A 25,454-nucleotide genomic window follows, 5' to 3' on the forward strand; every position below is an offset into this window, starting at 1 on the left:
AGATAGTCCTCAGCGTCACCTGTGGGAAGTGCCCTCGGCACTCAACGCCTTGCGTCCCACCACAACTACCCAACCAAGAGGTTTGTATGAACGCCCCCTTCGATCAGCTGTCCACCTGGCTGAAAGAACACCGGATCACCGAAGTCGAATGCGTGATCAGCGACCTGACCGGCATCGCTCGCGGCAAGATCGCCCCGACCGCCAAGTTCCTCCACGAGCGCGGCATGCGCCTGCCCGAAAGCGTGCTGCTGCAGACTGTCACTGGCGACTATGTCGATGACGACATCTACTACAGCCTGCTCGACGCCGCCGACATCGACATGGTCTGCCGCCCCGACCCCACGGCGGTGTACCAGATCCCCTGGGCCATCGAACCGACCGCGATCGTCATCCACGACACCTTCGACAAGCAGGGCAACCCGATCGAGCTGTCGCCGCGCAACGTGCTGAAGAAAGTCCTCAAGCTGTATGCCGACAAGGGCTGGCAGCCGATCGTCGCGCCGGAGATGGAGTTCTACCTGACCCAGCGCTGCGAGGACCCTGACCTGCCGCTGCAAGTGCCGCTGGGCCGTTCGGGCCGCGCCGAAAGTGGCCGTCAGTCGTTTTCCATCGATGCCGCCAACGAATTCGACCCGTTGTTCGAGGACGTCTACGACTGGTGCGAAATCCAGGGCCTGGACCTCGACACGCTGATCCATGAAGACGGCCCGGCGCAGATGGAGATCAACTTCCGCCACGGCGACGCTCTGGACCTGGCCGACCAGATCACCGTATTCAAGCGCACGATGCGCGAGGCGGCGCTCAAGCACAACGTCACCGCCACCTTCATGGCCAAGCCGATCACCGACGAGCCGGGCAGCGCCATGCACCTGCACCAGAGCGTGGTCGACATCGCCACCGGCAAGCCGATCTTCGCCAATGACAACGGCAGCATGAGCGAGCTGTTCCTGCACCATATCGGCGGCCTGCAGAAGTACATCCCCAAGCTGCTGCCGATGTTCGCGCCGAACGTCAACTCGTTCCGCCGCTTCCTGCCCGACACCTCGGCGCCGGTGAACGTCGAATGGGGTGAGGAAAACCGTACCGCCGGCCTGCGCGTGCCAACCTCGAGCCCCGAAGCGATGCGCGTGGAAAACCGTTTGCCCGGCGCCGACGCCAACCCCTACCTGGCCATCGCCGCGAGCCTGTTGTGCGGTTACATCGGCATGGTCGAGAAACTCGAGCCCAGCGCCCCGGTACAGGGCCGCGCCTATGAGCGGCGCAACCTGCGCCTGCCGATCACCATCGAGGACGCGTTGCAGCACATGGAAGACTGCGAAAAGGTGCAGCAGTACCTCGGGCAGCAGTTCGTCCAGGGCTACGTCGCGGTCAAGCGCGCCGAACACGAGAACTTCAAGCGCGTGATCAGCTCGTGGGAGCGCGAATTCCTGCTGCTCAGCGTGTGATCCGCTTTGGGGCTGCACAGCAGCCCCTACACCACCGAACTCCAAGAACAAGACCAACGAGGTGTCGACATGCGTCATCCGCAAGCTTTGATCCCCGCAACCTTCGCCCTGCTGTTCGGCGCAGCCGTCCAGGCCCAGCCGACGGTGAGCGTGTACAACTGGACCGACTATATCGGTGACACCACCCTGGCCGACTTCCAGGCCAGCAGCGGGATCAAGGTGGTCTATGACGTGTTCGACTCCAACGAAACCCTGGAGGGCAAGCTGCTTGCCGGGCGCACCGGCTACGACGTGGTCGTGCCCTCCAACCATTTCCTCGCGCGCCAGGCCCAGGCCGGCGCGTTCCTGCCGCTGGACCGCAGCAAGCTGCCGAACTGGCGGCACCTGGACCCGAAACTGCTCAAGCAATTGGAGCAGAACGACCCGGGCAACCAGTACGCCGTACCGTACCTCTGGGGGACCAACGGCATCGGCTACAACGTCGACAAGGTCAAGGCGGTGCTGGGCATCGACAGGATCGACTCCTGGGCCGTGCTGTTCGAAGCCGAGAACCTGAAGAAGCTCAAGCAGTGCGGCGTGGCGTTCATGGACTCGCCCGACGAGCTCTACCCCGCCATGCTCAACTACCTGGGAATGAACCCGCGCAGCGAGAAGGCCGATGACTACAAAAAAGCCGAGGCCCGCCTGCTGGAGCTGCGCCCGTACATCACCTACTTCCATTCCTCCAAGTACGTATCGGACCTGGCCAATGGCGATGTCTGCATCGCCTTCGGCTACTCCGGCGACGTACTGCAGGCCGCGCACCGCGCCGAAGAGGCCGGCAACGGCGTCAAGGTCGCCTACAGCATTCCCAAGGAAGGCAGCAACCTGTGGTTCGACCTGCTGGCCATCCCCAAGGACGCCAAGAACCCCGAGCAGGCCCTGGCCTTCATCAACTACCTGCTCGACCCCAAGGTGATCGCCAAGGTCAGTGCCACGGTCGGCTATGCCAACGCCAACCCTGACGCCAAGGCCGACATGGACCCGGCGCTGGTCGACAACCCCGAGATCTACCCGCCCCAGGAGGTGCTGGACAAACTGTATGTCTCGAGCATGCAGAGCCCGCCGATCCTGCGGCAGATGACCCGCTCCTGGAGCAAGATCAAGTCCAATCGCTGAGCCGAGCACACCCATGACTCACATGACTGAACACACTGCCTCCTACTACGCCGCCTCGGCGCGCCAGGCGGCGACCTACCCCGCGCTCGACCAGGACCTGCAGGCCGATGTCTGCGTGGTCGGCGGTGGCCTGACCGGGGTCAACGCAGCCCTGGAGCTGGCCGAACGCGGCCTCTCGGTGATCCTGCTGGAGGCTCGCCGCATCGGTTGGGGCGCCAGCGGGCGCAATGGCGGGCAACTGATCCGCGGCATCGGCCATGACGTCTCGGGCTTTGCCCGGCACGTCGGCCAGGACGGCGTGCGTTACCTCAAGCAGGCCGGGATCGACTCGGTGGCGCTGGTCGCCCGCCGTATCGCGCAATATGGCATCGACTGCGACCTGCGCTGGGGGTTCTGCGAGCTGGCCAACACCCCTGCCCAGTTCTCCGCATTCGAGGACGAGCAACGCGACCTCGCCGAACTGGGCTACCCGCACGAGACCCGCCTGGTCGGCCCTGAGCGCATGCACGAGATCGTCGCCAGCGACCTGTACGCCGGCGGCCTGGTCGACATGGGCTCGGGCCATCTGCACCCGCTCGACCTGGTCCAGGGCGAAGCCCGCGCCGCCCATGGCCTGGGAGTGCGCATCTTCGAGCAGAGCCCGGTACTGCGCATAGAACATGGTAGTACGGTCACCCTGCACACCGCCCGCGGCCAGGTGCGCGCGCAGAGCCTGGTACTCGGCTGCAACGCCCACCTTGACGAACTAGAGCCACGCTTGACTGGCAAGGTGCTGCCGGCGGGCAGCTACGTGGTGGCGACCGAGCCGCTGCCCGAAGACCTGGCGCGTACACTGATCCCGCAGAACATGGCGCTGTGCGACCAGAAAGTGGGCCTGGACTACTACCGCCTGACCGCCGACAACCGCCTGCTGTTCGGTGGCGCCTGCCACTATTCCGGCCGTGACCCCAAGGACATCGGTGCCTACATGCGGCCCAAGGTGCTCAAGGTGTTCCCGCAACTGGCCGAGGTGCGCCTGGACTACCAGTGGGGCGGCATGATCGGCATCACCGCCAACCGCTTCCCCCAGGTCGGCCGGCTCAGCCAGCACCCCAACGTGTTCTATGCCCAGGGCTACTCCGGGCATGGCCTGAACGTCACCCACTGGACCGCGAAACTGCTCGCCGAAGCCATCGCCACCGAGCAAAGCCACGGCTTCGATGTGTTCCGCGCGGTGCCGCACCTGACCTTCCCCGGCGGCAAGGCACTGCGCTCGCCGCTGCTGGCGCTGGGGATGCTGTGGTATCGCTTGCGCGAGGCGCTGGGATGACGGCCCTGTAATGCCTGTGATTCAGCGTCACTTGGGGTTACTACACAGCCCATCAAAGACCCGGAAACTGGCCTTCGGCCCACCACCTGCTAGCGTTGTTCTGGCCCCTTCCCTCATGGACCTCGTCATCATGAAGCACCTGCCTCGCACTACCCTGCTGTGCGCTGCTCTGCTGGCCCTGGTTGCCTGCTCCAGCAACCGGGTCGATCCCAAGGACTACTCCGGGTTTCTCAAGGACTACAGCCGCCTGAAGCCGGCCGAAAGCATCTCCGGGGCGCCGGTCATGCGCTGGATCGACCCGGACGTGAAGGCCAGCCAGTACACCAAGGTGTTCATAGAACCGAGCCAGTTCTACCCAAAGCCGCAGCCGACCAACGTGATCTCGGCGCAGACCCTGCAAGAGATCACCCGCTACTTCAACGAAGCGATGCGTCGCGAACTGGGCAGCGTGCTTACCCTGGTCAAGGAGCCCGGCCCGAATACCATCGTGGTGCGCCCGGCGATCACTGCGGTCTCTACCAGCACCGAAGGCCTCAAGCCCTATGAAGTGATCCCCATCGCCCTGGTCGCCGCAGCGGTCAATACCGCCGCCGGAGGCCGCGACCAGGCCGTGGACATCGCCGTGGAAGCGGCCTTCCTCGATGGCGCCAGCCAGAATGTGCTGGCCCAGGTGGTGCGCAAGGGCAGTGGCAAGGACCTGGAGAACGACACCACGCAGCTGACCCTGAACGACGTCAAACCGGTGCTCGATGGCTGGGCCAGCGACATGCGCCGCAGCTTCGTGGCCCTGCAGCAGAAAGCCAAGTAAGTGACCAAATGGTCAATGCGCGACCGCCCGTCGGCCATGCTGTAAAAATGCCATCACTGCCTGGCCGGCCTGCTTAACTCAAGCGGGCTGCCAGGCAGGCGGCACCGCGTACCAGGGATGGCTGCACAAGCCGGCTGCCAACAGCTGCTCGCACCGGGCAAGCCTGTTCTCCCCGCCCGGTCTCCCACCTCCTCCGCCGCTTCGCCCGCCTGCGCCGCAATGGCTATTGGTTTTTCATTCATCGAATGCAACGGAGGCAATCATGTCTGAATCGCTGCTCGCACCGTCGGAAGGTCTTTTCCCGGTGTCCTACCTCATTGGTACCAACGCGCCAGGTGCCCCGCGCCTGCAGCTCGACCTGCTGGTCTACACGCCAGACCGCAGCGTCAACGGCCACGCGCTGATCACCCAGACCACCAATCCACCGCTGGATCTGGCGCTGGATGTCTGGGGCACCTATTAGCTACCTCACCGTGCAGCCGCCAAGCGAAGGCAAGATCCTGCTGACGGTGAGTGGCAACCATGGCGGCCCACACGCCAACTCGCCGGAACAGTTCGAACTGCGCGCGCTGCTCGACCAGGACTGGCAGAAAGGCACGGCCAGCTACCGCTACTACAACGGCCAGCGCTGGATCGAGGTGGACAACGTACCCGTCGTGCTGGAGCTCAAGCGCATCCAGCCCCTGGCGAACGTCGACCTGACGGCCGAACTGCACAACGCCACCGTGGAGGCAGTGATCGCCACCGGTGATGTCGCGCAAATCAAGCATCTGACCAGCGGTGCCGTGGGCAAAGCCCTGGACCAGGCCCTCGCCTCGACCAAAAGCCCGGCCGCCAAGGCCGCCAAGAAAGCCTGAGCAGACAAGGAGAATCAGCATGTCCTTCGGACTTTTTCATACCCGCCTGAACGTCAGCAACGGGCTGCTCGGCGCACCGATCCTGACCCTCGACCTGCTGGTGAATACCGTGCAGAAGAAGGTTACAGGCAGGGCTTCCATCATCCGGGCCACGCATCCGGTTCAGGTGTTCCAGGCCAAGGTGTGGGGTGGCTACAGCGAACTGCCGTTCGCGCCCGCGGGTAGCCCGTCGATTGTCCTGCACCTGGATGGCAGCCCAAGCGGCCCACTCAGCCAGATTGCCCAGACCTTCCACCTGCAGGGTTTGCTCGACCAGGGCTGGAATGCCGGCACCGCCAGCTACCGCTACTTCATCAACGGCCATTGGGTCGACCAGCATGGCCGCGTGCGCAAGGCGCCGGACATCACCCACCAGGATCAACCGCAACCAGCGGAGCGCCTGAAGGCCGCGATCAGGCACCTGGAAAGCGTCTGATCTGAACGGTCCGCGGGGCAAGTCCTCCCCCCCACGCGTTCACGTGGGAGCGGGCTTGCCCCGCGTCTTAGGTCAGGCCATGAAGCTGTAGGCGATCGCCGACAGCGTGATCAAGCCGATCAGCACCACGAACACATTGGACAGCTTGCCCGAGTACTGGCGCAACGCCGGTACCTTCTGTACCGCGTACATCGGCATCAGGAACAGCAGGCAGGCGATCACCGGCCCACCGAGGCTCTCGATCAGCCCGAGGATGCTCGGGTTCATGGTCGCCACCGCCCAGCAGGTCACCAGCATGAACAACGCGGTGGCGCGCTCCAGGCGCTTGGCCGGCCAGGTCTTGCCGCGCCCGCGCAGGCTCTTGACGATCATGCCCTGGAAGCCTTCGCTGGCACCGATGTAGTGGCCGAGGAAAGACTTGGTGATTGCCACCAGCGCGATCAGTGGCGCGACGAAGGCGATCACCGGGGTCTGGAAGTGGTTGGCCAGGTACGACAGGATCGAGATGTTCTGCGCCTTGGCCGCAGCCAGGTCCGCCGGGCTCAGGGCCAGCACGCAGCTGAAGCAGAAGAACATCACTGTCAGCACCATCATCACATGGGCCGTGGCCAAGGTCCGGCCACTCTTGCGGTCGGCATCATGGCCATAGCGGTGCTTCTGGTCGACGGCGAAGGCCGAGATGATCGGCGAATGGTTGAACGAGAACACCATCACCGGAATCGCCAGCCACAAGGTCAGCAACAGCTTCGAGGCGCTGATGCCCTCGTTGGCCTGGGCGAAGAAAGCGCCGTTCCAGTTGGGGATCAGGCTCAGCGCCAGCAGCAGCAAGGAGGCGACGAAGGGATACACCAGCACGCTCATGGCCTTGACGATGATCTGCTGGCCGCAGCGCACCACGATCATCAACCCGCAGATCAGCAGTAATGCCAACAGCGCTCGGGGCGGCGCGCCGATGTGCAGCTGGTGCTCGAAGAAGCTGGTCAGGGTATTGGTCAATGCCACGCTGTAGACCAGCAGGATCGGGAAGATGGCGAAGAAGTACAGCAAGGTGATGAGCTTGCCGGCACCCACGCCGAAATGCTCCTCCACCACCTCGGTGATGTCCTCGTTGCCACCTTTGCGCCCGGACAGCACGAAGCGCGTCAGGGCGCGGTGGGCGAAGAAGGTCATGGGGAAGGCCAGCAGTGCCAGGATCAGCAACGGCCAGAAGCCTCCGACCCCGGCATTGATCGGCAGGAACAGGGTGCCGGCGCCGATCGCCGTGCCGTACAGGCCCAGGGCCCAGGTAGTGTCGTGGCGGTTCCAGGTGGTCGAGCCACTGGCCGAAGCCGGGGCAGCCGAATGCGCACGAACGCTCGTGGTGCTTTGTACATCAGTCATGGGTATCGCCTTGTAGTTGTTTTTGTCGCAGGTACAGCGGGTGTTGCAGGTTCAATCAGGTTTTGCGGCACGTTGTGGGAGCACGCCCGCCTCCACGCAGTCAGCGCTTGTTTTTCAGCACTCGACGAACGCGACGGCCAGGCCGCCGCGGGAGGTTTCCTTGTAGTTGGCGTGCATGTCCGCGCCGGTATCGCGCATGGTGCGGATCACCCGGTCGAGGGAGATGAAGTGCTCGCCGTCGCCACGCAAGGCCATCTGCACGGCGTTGATGGCCTTCACCGCGGCAATCGCATTGCGCTCGATGCACGGGATCTGCACCAACCCCCCCACCGGGTCGCAGGTCAGCCCGAGGTTGTGCTCCAAAGCGATCTCAGCGGCGTTTTCCAGTTGCGGCGGGGTCGCGCCAAGCACCTCGGCGAGCCCTGCGGCAGCCATCGAGCAGGCCGAGCCCACTTCACCCTGGCAACCGACTTCGGCGCCGGAAATCGAAGCGTTCTTCTTGCACAGGATGCCCACTGCGGCAGCGGCCAGGAGAAACGCCACCACATCGTCGTCACAGGCGCCGGGGTTGAATTTCATGTAGTAGTGCAGCACCGCCGGGATGATGCCGGCTGCGCCGTTGGTGGGCGCGGTGACCATGCGCCCGCCGGCGGCGTTCTCTTCGTTGACCGCCAGGGCGAACAGGTTGACCCACTCCATGGCGCTGAGGGTCGAGCCGATCACGTTCGGCTTGCCCACCTCCTGCAGGCTGCGGTGCAGGCGCGCCGCCCGGCGCTTGACCTTGAGCCCGCCCGGCAGGATGCCTTCGTTGCGCAGGCCGTTGTCGACGCACTCGCCCATCGCCGCCCAGATCTTCAACAGGCCTTCGCGGACTTCATTTTCCGGGCGCCAGGCGCACTCGTTGGCCAGCATCAACTGACTGACGCTGAGGTTGTGGGCCTTGCACAGGGCCAGTAGTTCGGCACCGCTGGAAAACTCGTAAGGCAGTTCGACCAGGCCTTCGTCGCTCGAAGGCGCATCGATCTCAGCTTGTTCGACGATGAAGCCGCCGCCCACTGAAAAATAGGTCTGGCTGAACTGGCTGCCCTGCTCGTCGAAGCTTTCCAGGGTCATCGCATTGGGATGGTAGGCCAGGCTTTCGTCCAGCAGGCGCATGTCGCGGCTGAACTGGAAGTCGACCGGATGACTGCCGTCGAGCATCAGGCATTGCTCCTGCATCAGCTGGTCGATGCGTGGCTCGATGCTGTGCGGGTCGATCCGGTCCGGCCACTGGCCCATCAGCCCCAACAGGCAGGCACGGTCGGTGGCATGCCCGACCCCGGTGGCCGACAGCGAGCCATAAAGACGTACTTCGACCCGCCGAACCTGGGCCAGCAAGCTGCGCTCGCGCAGGGCCTGGGCAAAGGTCGCCGCGGCGCGCATGGGGCCGACGGTGTGGGAGCTGGACGGGCCGATGCCAATCTTGAAAAGGTCGAAAACACTGATAGCCATGCTAATGCCTGACCGTGGCGGCGATCTGCGACACGCCACGGCTCTCCAAAAAATTTGAGCGGTATTGCCAAGTTGCGCGATACTGCCGCGCTCAGGCCAGCTTGACCAACGAAACTTCCTACACAAGCCTTTAGCAGGACTAAACAATGAAAGGGCCATTGAATGGCCAGGTGTTCGTCTGGCTGCACGTGTTCTCCTGTGCGGCGCGACACCTGTCGTTCACCCGCTGCGCCGAAGAGCTGCACATCACCCCCGGAGCGGTCAGCCAGCAGATGCGGCAGCTCGAGGAGCGCCTGGGCTTTCGTCTGTTCCTGCGCCGTGCTCGCGGCGTCGAGTTGTCCGCCGAAGGCCAACGCCTGGCGCAGACCGTGGCCGAAGCCTACGGCAGCATCGAGGCCGAGCTGTTGCGCCTGGATGCCGGCGAGATCCGCGGCACCTTGCGCCTGCGTTCGATTCCCTCGTTCCTGGCCAAGTGGCTGACCCCGCGCCTGCCGCGCTTCCAGCAACGCTATCCGGACATCGAACTGCGCCTGGTGGCCGAGGACAGCAACCAGGCGCTGCACCCGGAAGACTTCGACCTGGCCATCGACCTCAACGATGGCAGCTATCCGGGGATGCTCTCCACGCCTCTGCTCGACGAGCAGATCTTCCCGGTGTGCTCACCTGCCCTGCTGCGTGGTCGCCCGCCCCTGCACGGGCCGGCCGGCCTGGCCCACTACCCGCTGCTGCATGACATCACCGCCTGGCGCGGCAGCTCGGAATACGCCGAATGGGAGTTCTACCTCGACGGCATCGGCGCCAGTGGGCTGGACGTGCGCCGTGGGCACACGTTCAACCGCAACCACTTGACCATCGAGGCCGCCATCGCCGGTGTCGGCGTGGCCATCGCCCGGCGCACCCTGCTCAACGACGAACTGGAGCGCGGCGCGCTGATCGTGCCGTTCGGGGTGCCGATCGCCAACCACAAGCGTTATGTGCTGCTGTATCCCCCGGGCGGGTTGAGCCAGCCTGGGGCGCGGGCGGTGCATGACTGGTTGGTGGAAGAGGCGCAGAGCTTTCGCGCCATGCACCCACTGGCACTGCCGGCGACTTAAGACCAACACCTCCTGGAATGATAACGATTAGCATTGAGGTTTTACCTTTCTGATTCGGAATCCCTAGTGAATGCCTTCACTTACTTGCGAATCGAAAGGAATCCAGCATGTCGCAACAACGTGTCAGCCCGGCGCAGCAGCCGGCTGTGCCCCACTTCGACCTCAATCGCACTTTCACCGCCGTGCACATGGCCTTGCTGCTTGGCCTGGGCGGCGTGTCCATGGACGTGACTGCGGCGCAGACCGAGGAAGTGGAAAAATCCCGACAGGGCCAGACCAACGGCAGCTTGGAGCTGACTGAGACGCGAATCGAGGGCAGCCTGGACGCCCCCAGTGCATTGCCGCCGGTCTACGCCGGTGGCCAGGTGGCCTCGGGCGGCCGGGTCGGGCTGCTGGGCAACAAGGACTTCATGGAGACGCCGTTCAGCACCATCAGCTACACCGAGAAGTACATCGAGGACACCCAGGCCCAGACCATCACCGATGTGATCGCCGCCACCGATCCGTCGGTGTTCAGCAACGGCCTCAAGGGCACCTACAGCGAGAACTACTCGATCCGCGGCTTCAACTCCAACATCAGTGACGTGAGCATCGGTGGCCTGTACGGCATGGCGCCCTACTACCGGATCTCGCCCGAGATGTTCGAGCGCGTCGAGGTGCTCAAGGGCCCGTCCGCCCTGCTCAACGGCATGCCGCCAGGCGGTTCGGTGGCCGGCAGCATCAATCTGGTGCCCAAACGCGCGGGCGCCGAACCGCTGACGCGGATCACCGGCACCTACATGTCGGACGCGCAGTTCGGCGGGCATCTGGACGTCGGCCGTCGCTTCGGGGAGGAACAACAGTTCGGCGTGCGCTTCAACAGCGTCTACCGCGACGGCGACACCGCCACCGCCCACCAGCGCATGAAGGCCGAGCTCAATGCCCTGGGCCTGGACTGGCGTGGCGAGCGCGCGCGGCTGTCCGCCGACCTGTACGAAAGCGAGGACCGGGTCAGGGGCCAGAACCGCGGCATCGGCCTGGCCGCAGGCGTGCCCGTGCCCAGGCCGCCAAAGTCCGACACCTTGCTCAACCCGGACTGGGGGTTCGTCCAGACCCGCGACAAGGGCGTGATCGTGCGCGGTGAATATGACCTCAACGACAACCTCATGGCCTATGCCGCGGCCGGCACCAGCAAGACCGACTACAAGTACAGCGGCACCATGCTCGCAGAAGTGCTCAACACCGCCGGCGACTTCGAGACGCGCATGGGCCAGTTGAAGATCGACCTGGAGAAGACCTCGGGCGAAGCCGGCCTGCGCGGCCATTTCGACACTTTCGGCGTCGGCCACCAGTGGTCGCTCAATGCCACGCACTACTCGGACAAGCAGCGCGACTATGGCCGGCGCAACGTTCCGGGGGCCGAGTGGATCACCAACATCTACCACCCGGTCTGGGGCCCGGAGGCCGCCAGGAGCTACCCCGCCATCGCCCACACCGAATCACGCCTGCGCAGCTACGGCCTGGCCGACACCCTGTCGTTCTTCGACGAGCGCCTGCAACTCACCCTGGGCGTGCGCCGCCAGCAGGTGCTGACCGACAGCTTCAATGTCGACACCGGCGCGCAAACCAGTCGCTACAACGAAAGCGCCACCACCCCGGCGGCGGCGGTGCTGGTCAAGGTCACCAACGAGGTGTCACTGTACGCCAACTACATCGAAGGCCTGAGCAAAGGCGCCGTCGCCCCGCTTACCGCGCCCAACGCCGGCCAGGTGTTCGCCCCGTACAAGTCCAAGCAGAAGGAAGTCGGCATCAAGCTCGACCTCGGTGACTTCGCCCACACCTTGAGCCTGTACCAGATCGAACGCCCCAGCAGCTTCACCAACCCGGTAACCAAAGTGTTCTCCTTCGGCGGCGAGCAACGTAACCGCGGGCTCGAGTGGAGCTTCTTCGGCACACCGGTGGCCGATGTGCGCCTGATGGGCGGCGTGGCCCGTCTCGATCCCAAGGTGACCAAGGCCGAGAACCCCGCCGAGCAAGGCAAGACCGCCACCGGCCAGCCAAAACTGCAGGGCAAGCTGGGCGTGGAATGGGATACCCCGGTACTCGAAGGCCTGACCCTGACCGCCAACGCCACGGCCGTGTCCAAGCAGTACATCAGCGACGACAACAGCCAGTCGACTCCCGGCTACACCATCTACGACGTCGGTGCCCGCTACCGGCTGCAGGTGGCCGACCACCCGGTGACTTTGCGTGGCACGGTGGAGAACGTGACCAACAAGGCCTACTGGGGCATGCCGCTGCTCACCAGCCTGGGCCTGGGCGCGCCGCGCACCGTGCAGCTGTCCGCAAGCATCGACTTCTGACGTCAGTCCGCCTTGCCTACCGGCATCGGTTGCCCCGCCAGGACACTGGCGGGGGTGACCACCTGGCCCAGGTCGATGTGACGGAAATCCGGCTTAGCCCCCAGGCGCGCATTGAAGCGCACGTTGAAGGTGAACGGATCGTCGGTCGGCATGTCCAGCGACTGCCCGTAGAGCGCGCTGACCGCCTTGTCGTCGTAGCCCATCAGCTTCAGCATTGTGGGGAACAGGTTGTAATGGCTGGAGGCATTACGGTTCACCGCCAGGTTGCCTTCCCAATCCAGTGTCCTGAGGCCCTGCCCCTGGATCACCACCAGCGGTACCAGGCCCTCCTCCGGCACCGGGTCACTGTCGCAATGAGTGTTCAGCCCTGGGTTGCCGCGCTCATGCAGGTCCTGGCCATGGTCGGAGGTGTACAACACCACGGCCTGACTGAGGTCGGCCTCGGCGAACAGGCGGCGGAAGAATTCGCCGACACTCCACAGCACGGTGTTCTGGTAGGCATTGCGGTACAGCACCCAGTCCTGCGGGCGGCCATCGAAACCGTCGCGGGTGCCGGTGTCAGCGATATCGACGTAGTGGCCCCGGGGCAACGCGGGCTGGTATTTGAGGAAGTCGTCCGGATATTTGTCGTGCACCGGGAAGTGGGCGCCGACCTTGTTCACCACGATCAGGTGCGGCTTGGCATCCTTGAGCAGCACAACCAGCCGATCGAGCGCCGCCATGTCGCGCTGCACAACGGGGGTGTCGTCGAACTGGATGAACTGGTCGATATCGCGCTTCTCGGTTTCGGTCATCAGGTTCTGCAAATTGCCACCCGTGCGCTGCCCGTCGATGTACACCGTCTCCAGGCCCGCGCGCTTGGCGTACTGCCAGATCGATGGCAGTGTCGAGTTGATGCGCAGGTAGTCGGCGCGGGTGCCGCCATAGCGCAGGGTGACATTGGTGTCGGCGCTGCAGTTGGCAATGGAGGCGGCGTAGCCGAAATTGACGATCTGCACGCCGGGCTGGGCCTGGGCCAGATGGCTGGGGACCCCGGCCGGGGTGTTCAGGTCCAGGTAGTTGCCCGAGATGCTCTCGTCGATCAGCAGCACGATGTCCCGCGCCATCGGCCGGCCTGACTGGGCAAGGGTCACGGGCTGGCGTGGCCCGACATGGTCCTGCAGGGTCTCGTAGGTGAACAGGCTCAGGTAGGCCAGCGGCGTGTACATCACCGGCAGCCCGCGGGCCCCCTCACCGGCCCGCACGAACAGGATGGCGACCAGCGCCAGCAAGGCCAGTGCCGGCGCCAGTGGTGGCAGCAGGCGCGGCAGCTTCGGCGTCGGCCCGGGGCGCAGGCCAATGCCCAGCAGCAACAGCAGCGCCCGTGCCGCTGCAAGGGTTATGGCGTAATGATATTGCTGCAGCGCCTCTTGCACGAAACCACCCGCATAGACCATGGAGACGAAGGCGCTATAGGTCAGGTACGAATCGGTGATGCGGTCATAAGCATCAAGGAAGATCGCGCTGATCGTGAACGCCAAGGCCAAGCCCCAGCGCAGCCACCCTGGGCGAGTGAACGCCGCCAGCAGCAACGCCACGGCCAGTACCGCGAACACGCCCAAGTACAACACTAGCGGCACGCCAATACCCAACGCTTCTATGCGCTCACGGTAATAGGCATGAAAGCTGGCCAGATAGACCAACAGCAGTAAAAACTTGATCCATCCGCGCATGTTTCGGCCACTCCGGTCATGGAATTCTTCTCAAACCGTAGCAGCTGTGAAACAAACCACAACGCAGAAAAGTCAAAATTCCGACGACATACCGACACCGGAATCTGGCACCTCTCGCAACCTGTTGTTGATTATCTCTATCGTCCACAACCCGCTTATTACGCTGGATTGGACCGTTCATCGGTTCGCCGAACGGCCAATTGCCACTAGCTATGTTCGCTAACACACGGATTGGAAACGGGTTGATGGCAGATGGCCCGTTTGCTTGGCGTCTGTAAATGCGACGAAACATGCCATTGCTTTGACGCAATTCCACCGAGCTGAGCTATACCCAATTCACACCACTGTTTCATCTCCCTTACTCATCCATTCGAGGCACCGCGCATGGACGTGAGCGTTTTTGGCACCGGTTATGTCGGACTGGTACAGGCAGCAGCCCTGGCGGACGTAGGTCACCGGGTACTGTGCGTGGATGTCGATACCCACAAGATCAACCAGTTACGTCAGGGCGTGCCGCCGATCAGCGAGCCAGGCCTGTCGGACCTGCTCGAGGACAACATCAAGGAAGGTCGCCTGCTGTTCAGCACCCAGGCCAGTGACGCCGTCAGCCATGCCGAGCTGATCTTCATCGCCGTCGGCACGCCACCCGACGAGGACGGTTCGGCCGACCTGACCCATGTGCTCAATGTCACCCGGCAGATCGCCGCGCTGATGGAAACCGACCACACCCTGATCATCAAGTCCACCGTGCCGGTGGGCACCGCCGACCAGGTCATGGCGCTGGCCCGCGACGAGTTACAGCGCCTGGGCAAGGGGCAACTGCAAGTGCGCGTGGTATCCAACCCTGAGTTTCTCAAGGAAGGCAGTGCGCTGGCCGACTGCATGCGCCCGGACCGCATCATCGTCGGCACCCTCGACGAAGTTGCCCATGACCAGCTGGCCGAACTGTACGCGCCGTTCTGCCGCAACCACGAAAAACTGATGTTCATGGACAACCGCAGCGCCGAACTGACCAAGTACGCCGCCAACGCCATGCTCGCCACCCGCATCAGCTTCATGAACGAGCTGGCCAACCTCAGCGAACACTTGGGTGCCGACATCGAGGCGGTACGCCGCGGCATCGGCTCCGACCCGCGCATCGGCTACCACTTCATCTACCCCGGTTGCGGCTTCGGCGGTTCGTGTTTCCCCAAGGACATCAAGGCCCTGCTTCACACCGCGGCCCACAGCGGCATGCCGCTACGCCTGCTGCAGAGTGTCAGCGAGGTCAACGACCAGCAACGGCGCATCCTTTTCGCCAAGCTCAAGCAACGCCTCGGCGGCCTGGCGGGCAAATCCATCGCCCTGTGGGGCCTGGCTTTCAAGCCCAACACCGACGATATGCGCGAAGCGCCCAGCCGCTACCTGATGGAAGCACTGTGGGCCGAAGACGCCACGGTGCGCGCCTATGACCCCGAAGCCATGGATGAATGCCGGCGCCTGTACGGCTACCGCGACGACTTGCAATTGTGCGCCACCCGCGATGACACGCTGCAGGACGCCGACGCCCTGGTGATCTGCACCGAGTGGAAGAACTTCCGCGTAGTGGACTTCTCGATGCTGGCCAGCAAGCTGCGCGCGCGGGTGATCATCGATGGTCGCAACTTGTACAACCCCGAGCAGGTGGCCGCCCACGGCCTCCACTACAGCGGCATCGGCCTGCGTCAGGTTCGTCCGCAGGCGGATGCGCCATGAAAGTGCTGGTCACCGGCGCGGCCGGTTTCATCGGTGCCCACACCTGCCGCCAGCTGTTGCTTGAAGGGCACCAAGTGGTGGGGCTGGACAACTTCAACGACTACTACGAGCCGTCGCTCAAGCATGCCCGCGTGCACTGGGTACGCCAGACGGCGGGCGATTTCCCGCTGCACTGCCTGGAACTGGGCGACCGCGACGGCATGGCCCGGCTGTTCGCCAGCGAACGCCCGGACGTCGTGGTGCATCTGGCGGCCCAGGCCGGGGTGCGCTACTCGCTGCAGAACCCGCAGGCCTACCTGGACAGCAATCTGGCCGGTTTCCTCAACGTGCTCGAAGGCTGCCGCCGGCACCCGGTCCAGCACCTGCTGTACGCCTCGTCCAGTTCGGTGTACGGCGCAAACCAGCAAACGCCGTATCGGGTCGAAGACGCCGTGGACCACCCGCTGTCGTTGTATGCCGCCACAAAGAAGGCCAACGAGGCCATGGCCCACAGCTACAGCCACCTGTACGCAATTCCCTGCAGCGGCCTGCGCTTCTTTACCGTGTACGGCCCCTGGGGCCGCCCGGACATGTCGCCGATGCAGTTCGCCAGGGCGATCAGCGAAGGGCGGCCGATCCAGCTGTTCAACCATGGCCGCCACCAGCGCGACTTCACCTATATCGACGACATCGTCGAGAGCCTGGTACGGCTGATCCCCCTGCCCCCGGCCGCCGACCCGCAGTGGGATGCGTTCGCTGCGGACCCGGCCAGCAGCCACGCACCGTGGCGGCTGTACAACATCGGCGGGCAGCGTCCGGTGGAGCTGCTCGACTACCTGGCGCTGCTGGAGAAGCACCTGCAGCGCAACGCGGTGATCGAACTGCTGCCGCTGCAACCAGGAGATGTCCTGGCCACCTGCGCCGATGCCAGCGCCCTGGCCAGGGTAACCGGATTCACCCCACAGATAGGCCTCGATGAGGGGCTCAGGCGCTTCGTCGCCTGGTTCAAGAGCTACTACTCGCCCGCCGCCAGCGAAGCGGCGCCCACGGGCGAGCAGCCAGATCAACGGAGGGCGGTATGACAGGACAACCCAAGAGCGCGCAACTGCAGGCGCTATACCAGGACAAACGCATGGACCCGGCGCACCGGCAGCGCATCGATGCCGCCATCCACATGCAGGGCCGCGGCTGGATCACCGGCCGCGTCGGTGGCCGCCCCTGGACCCTGTCACGCACCAACCGCGTGCTGTCGTGCCTGGCCGCGTTGACCCTGCTGCTGCTGCTGTCGCCGCTGTTCCTGGTGCTGGCGCTGCTGATCAAGCAGTCCAGCCCGGGCCCGGTGTTCTTCGTGCAGAAACGTACCGGCTACCGCGGCCGCGCCTTCGGCATGTTCAAGTTCCGCACCATGGTGGCCAACGCCGAAGCGTTGAAGGATTCGGTACGCCACCTCAACAAGCATGGCGCCGATGCCATCGACTTCAAGATCGACAAGGACCCGCGCATCACCTCGGTCGGCGGCTGGTTGCGCAGAAGCAGCCTGGACGAACTGCCGAACCTGATCAACGTGGTCACCGGCGACATGCGTCTGGTGGGCCCGCGCCCCACTTCCTTCAACGCCTACCGCTACCACGACAACCACCTGGCGCGGCTGTCGATCTACCCGGGCATGACTGGCCTGTGGCAGATCTCCGGGCGCAGCGATATCGATTTCGACCAACGTGTGGAGCTGGACCTGAGTTACATCAACGAACAGAGCCTGATGCTGGACCTGAAGATCCTGCTCAAGACCCCGTTCAAAGTTTTCACTGGCCACGGAGCAAGCTGAGATGGACGGTTCATCCTCGAGAAGCCTGACTATCGCTACCCCAAGCGAGACCAACCTGACCGCCACCGTGCTCGACCTCGACCAGCGCACCTTGCTGCTGACCGCGGCCAACACCGGCAGTGGCACCAGCACCAGCGCCCTGGCCTTCGCCAGCCAACTGGCCCTCATGAGCGCGGGCAACGTGCTGTTGATCGATGCCAGCCTGGCGCCTGGCGGCCTCAGCCAGCAGCTGGGGCTGGCCAAACTGCGCGGCTACAGTGACCTGCTGTTCAATCAGGACACCCCACCGCTAGCCCAGGACTGCATCGTGCGCCTGTCCGATCAGCCGTTCGACGTGCTGCCGGTGGGCACGTGGAAACGCGGCCGCGACCGTCTCGACCCAGAGCAGTTGCGCGTGCTGCTGCACCAATTAAGCAACCAGTACCGCTTCGTCGTGATCGACGGCGAGGCCATCTACGCCAGCGCCGACAGCCTGGTGATCGGCACCCTGGTCGACGGCGTGATCCTGGTGGTGTGCGCCGAGGAGACCCGCTGGGAGGTGGCCCAGGCCGCCAGCCAGCGCCTGACCCAGGCCGGCGCGCGGCTGATCGGCAGCGTGTTCAACAAGCGCAAGTACTACATGCCCAAGTGGCTGTACGAAAATCTCTGAGAGGCCGCACAGGATGAACGCCATGAGATATCCCTCGATTGCCCTGTGCGTACTGGCCCTGGCCGGCTGCGCCAGCCAGGAAAACCGCGAGATGCCGGTGCAGATCCTCACCGCGCCTCCCGCCGAAAGCCAGGCCACCGAAGTCGCCCGCCGCGAGCAGGTACTGCGCCCGCAGGACGTGCTGGAAGTGATCTTCCACGTCAGCAACCGTTCGGCCGGGGTCTACCGGATCCAGTCCGGTGACACCCTGGACCTGAACTTCATGGCCGCCAGCGGCCTGAACGGCAACCAACTGGTGCAGCCTGATGGCACCATCACCCTGCCCAGCACCAACGCCGCGGTGCGCGTCGAGGGCATGACCCCGGGCGAAGCCGAGAGCGCCATCCGCCAGGCCTACCAGGACAAGCGGGTGTTCAAGCCCAACCGTGACCAGGTCACCGTGCGCGTGATCAGCCCGATGACCGACGAGGTCAACCTGAAGAACGCCCTCAGTCACCCCGGCACCGGCATGAGCCGCGACATCACCGTGGGCAACGACGGCCGCGCCACCTTCCCGGAAATCGGCTCGGTGCCGCTGCAGGGCATGACCGTCAACCAGCTGCGCGACTACCTCAACGAGCGCTACGCCACGTTGCCAGGGCGCATGAGCGTGGACGTGCTGCTCAAGTCCACCGCCGCCAACGAGATCTACGTGCTCGGCGAAGTCGGCCAGCCCGGCGCCTTCCAGATCCGCCGCCCCATCTCTGTGCTCGAGGCACTGACCCTGGCCCGCGGCCCGACCCTCAAGGCCAAGCTCGGCTCGGTGGTGATCATGCGTCGCGAGGGCAATACCGTGCATGCGGTCAACTACGACGTCGACCAGGCGCTCTCCGGCGGCAGCCAGAAGCTCGCCTACCTGCAGCCCGAGGACATGCTCTACGTACCCAAGACCAAGCTGGCCAGCGCCGCCGAGCTGTCCCGGCAACTGGCCGACGTGGTGCTGTTCCAGGGCTTCGGCTTCAGCTTCAGCTACCGCGTCGACAATAAAGAAAGCAACAACTGACCGGGGGACGGACCATGACCACGCAACCGAAAGAAAACTATGTGCATGAGTTCTTCCGCATCTTCTTCGCCAACCGCCAGTTGGTGAAACGGGTGTTCCTGGTGTTCGCGGTGATCGCCGTGCTGTTGCCGCTGGTGCTCAAGCAGAGCTACGACATCACCGCCGAAGTCATCGTGCAGTCCAAGAAACTCTCGCAGAGTGACACCACCTCGGCGCTCAGCCAGCAGGCCGACCAGTTCATCCCGCCGTCGCTGGCCGACATGGAGACCGAGAGCAACATCCTCCGCTCGCCAACCCTGATCCGCCAGACCATCGGCGAGCTGCGCAAGGAAGGCCACTATCCGGACGAGCCCGGCCTGTTGCGGCGCACCGTGCTCGACCCGCTGCGTCACGCAGTGATCGAGCCCCTGCACCAGCTGTTCGGCAACACCGTGGCAGACGATCGCGACACCCAGCTCGACACCCTCACCGACCAGGCGGTCAAGGACCTCAAGGTCGAGACCCTGCCCGGCTCCAACGTGATCTCCATCACCTACAGCGCCAATGACGCGAAGCTTGGCACGCTGTTCGTCAGCCGCCTGCTGGAGAACTTCCTGGCCAACCGCCAGGACCTGCAGTCCAATGAACTGCCCGAGGCCTTCTACGAGCAGAAGAAGCTGCACTACCAGGCCCGCCTGGGCGACCTGGAAAGCCAGCGCCTGGGGCTGCTCACTGCCATCGGCTCTTCGGATCCCAAAGAGGAGATCACCTTCCGCCTCAACGCCATCAACACCGAAGAGCAGGCGCTCAACCTGCAACGTGACCGCCAGCTGCAGAATCAGAAGTGGCTGGATTACCTGCAAAGCAGCCTGGCCGCGGCCAACAAGGCGAAGATGGCCGACTACGCCTTCCCCTACACCTTCACCACCACGGTCGACAACGTCGCCTTCGAAGACCGCGAGATCAAGCAACTCGGTGAGCAACTGACCACCCAGCTGGCGCGCTACAACGGAGACGCCACGGTGTTCCAGCCAGGCTCCGACCAGATGGTGATGGCCCGCCAACAGATTGCCCAGTTGCGCGCGCAGTTCCTCAAGATCGTCGAGAACCGCATTCGTGAACGCCAGCAGGACCTGGCCGTGACTCAACAGGTGATCGAGCAGAAGACCCAGCGCATCGCCGACTACAGCAAGCGCATCCTCCAGTTGCGCGAGACCCAGAGCAAGACGCGTCAGCTGGATACCGAGATCGACGCCCTGCACAAGGCCTTCTCCACCTACGCCCAGCGCTACGAGGAAAGCCGCGGCCAAGGCCTGCTCGATGGCAGCCAGTCCAACGCGCGCATCCTCAGCGCCCCCTACGAGCCCACCGCGGCGAGCTTCCCGAAACCCGGCCTGATCATCCCGTTCGGCCTGGTCACCGGCCTGCTGCTGGCCATTGCCGTGGTCTACGTCAGGGAGTTCTTCGACCACCGCTTCAAGCATCCGGCACAAATCAACCACGAGCTGGGCCTGCCAGTGTTGCTGGTGATCAACGATCAGGTTCCGGCGCTGCCCAACCCGCATAAAAGCTGGTCGCTGCCACGCCTGTGGCACTGGGTGCGCAATTGAACGCCGCGCTGCACGCCGGCCGGCCGATCCTGCACCTGCTGAGCAGCGGCGGATTCTACGGCGCCGAGCGCATGCTCCTGGACCACTGCCAGGCGACCCCGGGGCGGCATCGGGTGCTGTTTCTCGATGCCCCGGCCGAACTGGTAGCGCGCTTTCGCGAGGCGGGTGTCGAGTGCGACACCTGCCAGGGCCTGGGGGCGGTGCTCAAGGCGCTTGGCGCGCAGCGCGGCGAACGTCCGCTGGTCAACAGTCATAACTTCAAGGGGCAGCTGTTCGGCTGGATCGGCGCCAGCCTGTTGCGCCTGCCGATGGTCAGCACCCAGCATGGATTTACCCCGCGCAGCCGCAAGCAGCGCTTCTACACCTGGCTGAGCCTGCAACTGTGCCGCACGCCGAGGGTGGAGACGGTGGTGTGCGTGGCCGAGAGCATCGCCCGCATCCATCGCGATGCCGGGGTGCCAGCGGCCAAGCTGCAGGTGATACCCAACGGGCTGCCCGAGATCTATGAAGCGCAGGCAAAGGATGGCGTGGGCGCGGCACAGCCAGGCGGCGCTCCCTGGCTCGCTGCCTACGTCGGCCGGCTCTCCAGCGAAAAAGGCCCCGACCTGTTCCTCGACACGCTGATCCCGGTGTGCCAGCGCCACCCACAGGTCCACGCCGTGATGCTTGGCGAAGGCCCTGAGCGCGAAGCCCTGCAGCAGCGTATCAACGCTGCCGGTCTGGGCGAACGCATCACCCTGCCGGGCTTCCAGCGCGACATGCGCGGCTGGATGAAACGCCTGGATGCGCTGGTCATCAGCTCGCGCACCGAAGGCACGCCGATGATCCTGCTCGAAGCCATGCAAGATGGCGTGCCGGTGGTGGCCTTCGGCGTTGGCGGTGTCCCCGACGTGATCGAGCACGGCCACAACGGCCTGCTTGCCCGTCCCTTGGCCACGACCGAACTGGGCGAGCATCTAGAAGCGCTACTGCAAGACCCCGAGCAGGCCGCCGAACTGGTTGCCCGAGCCCGCCAGACTCAACGCCAACACTACCACCTGCCGACCCTGGCACAACGCTGGGCCCGAGTGTATCGGGGCACGGCCGAGGAGGTTGTCGCATGATCATTCCCCTGTCGCTGGTGGCCGTAGTGGCCTTGCTCAGCCTGGGTCTGCTGGCCAGCCCTTATCCGTTCCTGGCCCCCGGCGGCGTGATCGGCCTGGCCGGCGTGCTGGCGCTGTACCGCAAGCCGGCCTGGGGCCTGCTGGCGATCGCTACCCTGGTGCCGCTGGAGGGCCTGCTCAAGGACGGCCTGGTGTCCGGCGCCAAGCTGGTGGGCATCGGCCTGGTGCTGATCCTCAGCCTGCAACTGGCGGTGCGCCAACTCCCCGGCGAGCGCCTGCGCAGTAATCAATGGCGTCTGTTGCTGCCGTTCATGGCCTTGTACCTGATGAGCCTATGGACCAGCGACGACATGGGCCTGTCGGGCGGGCACCTGCGTGAACTGCTGGTGGGCCTGGTGGTGTTCGTCATCACCCTGCTGGTCGGCCGTGACCTCAACCTGCCAATGCTGGCACGGCTGATCACCGTCAGCGTGTGCGTGACCTGTCTGTTCGCGATCTTCTCCACCAAGTACCAGGAGCAGGGCCGCGCTTCGGCCATGCTCGACCCCAACGCATTCGCCCTGCTGATCACCATCGCCATGCCCCTGGGCCTGTGGCTGGCGATCAAGGCGCGGCAGATCCCGGTCAAGCTGTTCTGGGCCGGTTGCTGCCTGTTGCTGCTGGTGGGCATGACCAAGACCGAGTCGCGCTCGGGGCTGGTAGTACTGCTGATCAGCCTGGGCATCGTTCTGCACAACTACCGCGAGCAGCTGACGCGCATCCGCCCACGCCACCTGGGCTTCGCCATGCTCGGCCTGGCCATTGTCCTGCCCTTGGGCGTGGCCCTGATGCCCGCTGGCTACGCCGACCGCATCCAGTCACTGATGCTGCTCAAGTCCGGGGTCAACGCGCACCAGGACGAATCGCTGGGGCGGCGCGCCTCCTACCTCGTCGTAGGCAAGGAAATGATCAGCCATAGCCCGCTGCTGGGCACCGGCCCGGGTACCTTCCCACTGCACTATGCCGACACCGGTTTCTCCAAGGCCTTCGCCCCGGTAAACAGCAAGACCACCGACCTCTACCGCCGCGCCCACAACACCTACCTGGAGCTGTTCAGCGAGGTCGGGCTGCCGGCGGGCCTGCTGTTCGTCGGCATGATCGTGCTGGCCCTGCGCAATTTCTGGCAGGCGCGCGCGGCCTTCCGCGAGGCCGGCGACCCGGATCGCGCCGACCTGATGACCCACCTGACCATGAGCATGCTGGCGATCGGCCTGTTCCTGATGTTCCTCAGCGCCCCGAGCCACAAGTACCTGTGGCTGATGCTGGCGCTGTCCAGCGTGCTGCTCGGCCAGTCACGTGAGCAGCAGCCCGTGGAGGTGGCCCGATGAGCCGGGTGAGTATCGTCATCCCGATGTTCAACGAAGCCCGCCATATCGGCCGCACCCTCGACGCCGCAAGGCGCTCGGCCAGCGCGGCGGGGCTGGCCTGCGAGCTGATCGTGGTCGACAACGGCTCCAACGACGACGGCCCGGCGATCGCCCGCGCCCATGGCGCCCAGGTGCTGAGCGTGCCGGGCGTGGCCATCGGCGCCCTGCGCAATGCCGGCGTGAACGCCAGCCAAGGCGACTGGCTGGCCTTCCTCGATGCCGACATCGAGGTCCCGGAACACTGGCTGGACCTGCTGCTGGACCTGCAACGCCGTGGCGAGGGCGATGTCTTCGCCCTCGACTGCGACACCCCGCGCCACGCGCCGTGGTTCGCCCAGGCCTGGCAACGGCGCACCCTGCGCACCGGCCAGACGGTGCAGGACTGCACATGGCTGCCCACCCCCAACCTGTTGATGCGGCGCAGTTGGTTCGAGCAGGTCGGCGGCTTCGACGAGCGCCTGCGTACCGGCGAAGACAAGGACTTCACCTTGCGCCTGCACGAGTCCGGGGCGCGCCTGCGGGTACTGCGCCAGCCTGCGGTGCTGCACTGGGGCTACGAGGCCAACTGGCGCGAATGGCTGGGCAAGGAGATGTGGCGCCAGGGCAGCCACCTGCAATTGCTGCGCAGCCATGGCGTGAGCCTGCGCCTGCTGCGTTTCCCGATACTTTCGATAGGCGCCTGGGTGCTGGACGCCGTGGCCCTGTCGGCGCTGCTCGACGGCTTCCCCCATGTCGCCCTGTTCTTCCTGCTGGTCAGCGCCATGCCCGCGCTGCTCCTCAGCCTGCGCCAGAGCCGCAGGCAGCGCGACCCGCTGCTCACGCTGCAGCTCTGGGGCCTGCACTGGCTGCGCCTGCACCTCGCCGGCGCGGCCTTCATCCTCAGCCTGTTCAACCGCACCGCAAGGAGGCCCGCCCGTGGCTGAGTTCATTTTCTGGCTATGCCTGCTGCTGCCGTTATATGCCTGGGTCGGATACCCCCTGCTGCTGACCCTGGCCGCACCGTTCTTTGCCCGCCGCACCCATTCACCATTGCCGCCGCAGCGAGTGAGCGTGGTGATCGCCGCGCACAACGAAGAGCGGCATGTCGAAGCCAAGCTCGCCAGCGTGCTGGCCCAGGATTATCCGGCCGCCGCACTGCAGGTGGTCGTGGCCAGCGACGGCTCGAGCGACCGCACCGTGGCGCTAGCCCTAGCCCTGGGCGACCCCCGCGTGCAGGTGCTGGACCTGCCGCGCCTGGGCAAGGCCGAGGCGCTGAACCGAGCCGTGCAGGTGTGCACCGGCGACCTGCTGGTTTTCACTGACGCCGACAACCAGTGGTCGACCGACACCCTCGGCCTGCTGCTGGCCCCTTTCGCCGACGCCGCAGTCGGCGGCACCGCAGGCCATATGATCATCCCCGACCCGGGCAAAGGCCTGAGCATCGGCGACAGCCTGTACCGCCACTACGAAGCTTGGGTGCGCAAGGTTGAGAACCGTACCGGCTGCATGGTCTCGGCCGACGGCGCCCTGCTCGCACTGCGTCGGGGGCTGTACCAGCCGATTCCGAAACAGGTCAACGACGATTTCTTCATCAGCACCTGCGCGCCCGCTGCCGGCTTGCGCATTGTCTACGTGCCGGAGGCGGTGGTCCTCGACCAGGGCGTGGACGAAGCCGACAAGCAGTTCCGTCGCCGTCAGCGCGTCACCGTCGGTGGCCTGCTGAGCCTGGCCGCCCGCCGCGAACTGCTCAATCCGGCGCGCCACGGCCTGTACGCCATTGCCCTGATCAGCCACAAGCTGCTCCGGCGTCTGGCCCCGGTACTGCTGCTGCCGTTGCTGCTGGCCAACCTGTGGCTGGCCGCCGAGCCCGGTTTCTACCGCCTGACCCTGGCCCTGCAACTGCTCGGCTACGCCGCTGCCATCGCCGGCCTGCTCGACGCCCGTCGGCGCCTGCCCCGCCCGTTCCGCCTTGCCGCCTTCGTGCTGGTCACCCTCGCCGGCATGAGCGTGGGCCTGTGGCAATTCCTGCGCGGGCACAGCTACAGCCAATGGAACCCCGACCAGAATCGATGAGCGA

At 65.0% G+C, this 25,454-nt stretch carries 22 protein-coding genes; 19 read left to right on the forward strand and 3 right to left on the reverse strand.

The annotated features are described in order from the left end of the window. Positions 1–86: 86 nt before the first annotated feature. The 7 genes from C3F42_RS03075 (at position 87) to C3F42_RS03100 (ending at position 6,052) form a co-directional block, all read left to right on the forward strand. On the forward strand, positions 87–1,445 hold the full coding sequence (locus C3F42_RS03075) for a glutamine synthetase family protein (protein WP_104443949.1): 1,359 nt from the start codon (positions 87–89) through the stop codon (positions 1,443–1,445). A gap of 69 nt (positions 1,446–1,514) precedes the next feature. Further along, the gene (locus tag C3F42_RS03080) at positions 1,515–2,603 is read left to right on the forward strand and encodes a polyamine ABC transporter substrate-binding protein (protein ID WP_023631637.1); all 1,089 of its coding nucleotides are present in this window, start codon (positions 1,515–1,517) and stop codon (positions 2,601–2,603) included. Positions 2,604–2,616: 13 nt separating this feature from the next. Continuing rightward, entirely contained in the window at positions 2,617–3,912 is a 1,296-nt protein-coding gene (locus C3F42_RS03085; RefSeq protein WP_104443950.1) for an FAD-binding oxidoreductase, read from the forward strand. A 130-nt stretch (positions 3,913–4,042) separates the two neighbouring features. Next, entirely contained in the window at positions 4,043–4,720 is a 678-nt protein-coding gene (locus tag C3F42_RS03090) for a DUF3313 domain-containing protein (protein ID WP_094011261.1), read from the forward strand. 262 nt (positions 4,721–4,982) lie between these two features. Beyond that, complete coding sequence (locus tag C3F42_RS29770) at positions 4,983–5,183, forward strand: DUF1842 domain-containing protein (RefSeq protein WP_256586259.1); 201 nt, start codon at positions 4,983–4,985, stop codon at positions 5,181–5,183. Continuing rightward, positions 5,164–5,577, forward strand: coding sequence for a DUF1842 domain-containing protein (locus C3F42_RS03095; RefSeq protein ID WP_256586260.1), 414 nt, complete (start codon positions 5,164–5,166; stop codon positions 5,575–5,577). Before C3F42_RS29770 ends, C3F42_RS03095 begins: the two co-directional genes overlap by 20 nt. A 19-nt stretch (positions 5,578–5,596) precedes the next feature. After that, positions 5,597–6,052: a DUF1842 domain-containing protein gene (locus C3F42_RS03100; protein WP_023631249.1), complete on the forward strand. Its 456-nt coding sequence runs from the start codon at positions 5,597–5,599 to the stop codon at positions 6,050–6,052. A 72-nt stretch (positions 6,053–6,124) separates the two neighbouring features. Here the strand turns inward: C3F42_RS03100 and C3F42_RS03105 are convergent, their stop codons facing one another. Then, complete coding sequence (locus C3F42_RS03105) at positions 6,125–7,432, reverse strand: serine/threonine transporter (RefSeq protein ID WP_104443951.1); 1,308 nt, start codon at positions 7,430–7,432, stop codon at positions 6,125–6,127. 114 nt (positions 7,433–7,546) lie between these two features. Then, positions 7,547–8,923 carry an L-serine ammonia-lyase gene (locus C3F42_RS03110; RefSeq protein WP_094011231.1) on the reverse strand — a complete coding sequence of 459 codons (1,377 nt, stop codon included), beginning with the start codon at positions 8,921–8,923 and terminating at the stop codon, positions 7,547–7,549. Positions 8,924–9,069: 146 nt separating this feature from the next. Here C3F42_RS03110 and C3F42_RS03115 point away from each other — a divergent pair, with 146 nt between their 5' ends. Next, positions 9,070–10,017, forward strand: coding sequence for a LysR substrate-binding domain-containing protein (locus C3F42_RS03115; protein WP_046855778.1), 948 nt, complete (start codon positions 9,070–9,072; stop codon positions 10,015–10,017). Positions 10,018–10,124: 107 nt separating this feature from the next. After that, positions 10,125–12,359, forward strand: a complete 2,235-nt coding sequence (locus C3F42_RS03120; protein ID WP_256586261.1) for a TonB-dependent siderophore receptor — start codon at positions 10,125–10,127, stop codon at positions 12,357–12,359. A 2-nt stretch (positions 12,360–12,361) separates the two neighbouring features. Here the strand turns inward: C3F42_RS03120 and C3F42_RS03125 are convergent, their stop codons facing one another. Then, positions 12,362–14,071, reverse strand: coding sequence for a sulfatase-like hydrolase/transferase (locus C3F42_RS03125; protein WP_038706032.1), 1,710 nt, complete (start codon positions 14,069–14,071; stop codon positions 12,362–12,364). A gap of 384 nt (positions 14,072–14,455) precedes the next feature. On the opposite strand from C3F42_RS03125, the gene C3F42_RS03130 reads away from it, so the two are divergent. Genes C3F42_RS03130 through C3F42_RS03175 form a run of 10 tightly spaced genes read left to right on the forward strand, consistent with a single transcriptional unit; the run spans position 14,456 to position 25,450 of the window. Next, a complete protein-coding gene (locus tag C3F42_RS03130; protein WP_023630082.1) occupies positions 14,456–15,805 on the forward strand; it encodes a UDP-glucose/GDP-mannose dehydrogenase family protein in 1,350 nt (449 codons plus the stop codon). Beyond that, on the forward strand, positions 15,802–16,866 hold the full coding sequence (locus C3F42_RS03135) for an NAD-dependent epimerase (RefSeq protein ID WP_038706031.1): 1,065 nt from the start codon (positions 15,802–15,804) through the stop codon (positions 16,864–16,866). Before C3F42_RS03130 ends, C3F42_RS03135 begins: the two co-directional genes overlap by 4 nt. Then, on the forward strand, positions 16,863–17,609 hold the full coding sequence (locus C3F42_RS03140; protein WP_023630802.1) for a sugar transferase: 747 nt from the start codon (positions 16,863–16,865) through the stop codon (positions 17,607–17,609). Before C3F42_RS03135 ends, C3F42_RS03140 begins: the two co-directional genes overlap by 4 nt. Position 17,610: 1 nt before the next feature. Next, positions 17,611–18,258 (forward strand): CpsD/CapB family tyrosine-protein kinase, encoded by a 648-nt coding sequence (locus C3F42_RS03145; protein WP_023630803.1) that lies wholly within the window; start codon positions 17,611–17,613, stop codon positions 18,256–18,258. Between the two features lie 22 nt (positions 18,259–18,280). Next, a complete protein-coding gene (locus C3F42_RS03150; protein WP_038706030.1) occupies positions 18,281–19,300 on the forward strand; it encodes a polysaccharide biosynthesis/export family protein in 1,020 nt (339 codons plus the stop codon). A gap of 14 nt (positions 19,301–19,314) precedes the next feature. Next, positions 19,315–20,889 carry a Wzz/FepE/Etk N-terminal domain-containing protein gene (locus C3F42_RS03155; protein WP_023630804.1) on the forward strand — a complete coding sequence of 525 codons (1,575 nt, stop codon included), beginning with the start codon at positions 19,315–19,317 and terminating at the stop codon, positions 20,887–20,889. Further along, complete coding sequence (locus C3F42_RS03160) at positions 20,886–21,992, forward strand: glycosyltransferase family 4 protein (protein WP_244891317.1); 1,107 nt, start codon at positions 20,886–20,888, stop codon at positions 21,990–21,992. The genes C3F42_RS03155 and C3F42_RS03160 overlap by 4 nt, the downstream gene beginning before the upstream one ends. Continuing rightward, on the forward strand, positions 21,989–23,359 hold the full coding sequence (locus C3F42_RS03165; RefSeq protein ID WP_104443952.1) for an O-antigen ligase: 1,371 nt from the start codon (positions 21,989–21,991) through the stop codon (positions 23,357–23,359). Before C3F42_RS03160 ends, C3F42_RS03165 begins: the two co-directional genes overlap by 4 nt. After that, a complete protein-coding gene (locus C3F42_RS03170; RefSeq protein WP_104443953.1) occupies positions 23,356–24,321 on the forward strand; it encodes a glycosyltransferase family 2 protein in 966 nt (321 codons plus the stop codon). Before C3F42_RS03165 ends, C3F42_RS03170 begins: the two co-directional genes overlap by 4 nt. After that, complete coding sequence (locus C3F42_RS03175; RefSeq protein ID WP_038706027.1) at positions 24,314–25,450, forward strand: glycosyltransferase family 2 protein; 1,137 nt, start codon at positions 24,314–24,316, stop codon at positions 25,448–25,450. Before C3F42_RS03170 ends, C3F42_RS03175 begins: the two co-directional genes overlap by 8 nt. Positions 25,451–25,454 lie beyond the last annotated feature (4 nt).

The sequence above is a fragment of the Pseudomonas sp. PONIH3 genome (assembly GCF_002934345.1).
In the GTDB taxonomy this organism is placed as follows: domain Bacteria; phylum Pseudomonadota; class Gammaproteobacteria; order Pseudomonadales; family Pseudomonadaceae; genus Aquipseudomonas; species Aquipseudomonas soli.